Consider the following 389-nt stretch of genomic DNA (forward strand, 5'->3'; position numbering starts at 1 on the left):
TCCTGGAGGCGCAGAAGAAGGTTCAGCAGGACTCGCAGATCATGAGCACCATCACGAACCTCATGAAGAAGATGGACGAGATGGCGATGGCGGCCATCAACAACCTGAAGTAGTCGCTTCCAGGTTGGTGGTTCGCTCCGGCCCCGCGCTGGTGCTCCTTCGGGAGTACCGGTCCGGGGCCGGCGGCGTTTCCGGCCTTCAGCTGCCGCGGCGGGGAAAAATGATTTCTGGAAATCCCCCGGAAACTCCGGCCCCCGACCTTCGATAATCCTTTTGTAGCTGTCGCCGTTCAAAATCCCTCGTCGTCCTCCTGAAGGAGCACACCATGGCCAGCGGCCTCGCGAACGTCCTCTCCACCGCCATCAGCACCTCCAACTCCCAGCGCTCCT

At 61.2% G+C, this 389-nt stretch carries 1 protein-coding gene; it reads right to left on the reverse strand.

All coding sequences use genetic code 11. The annotated features are described in order from the left end of the window. Nucleotides 1-198 precede the first annotated feature (198 nt). The coding region (locus D7X96_RS40705; protein WP_208647478.1) for a hypothetical protein at nucleotides 199-389 on the reverse strand (191 nt) is incomplete at its 5' end.

It is taken from the genome of Corallococcus interemptor (genome assembly GCF_003668875.1).
Taxonomy (GTDB): domain Bacteria; phylum Myxococcota; class Myxococcia; order Myxococcales; family Myxococcaceae; genus Corallococcus; species Corallococcus interemptor.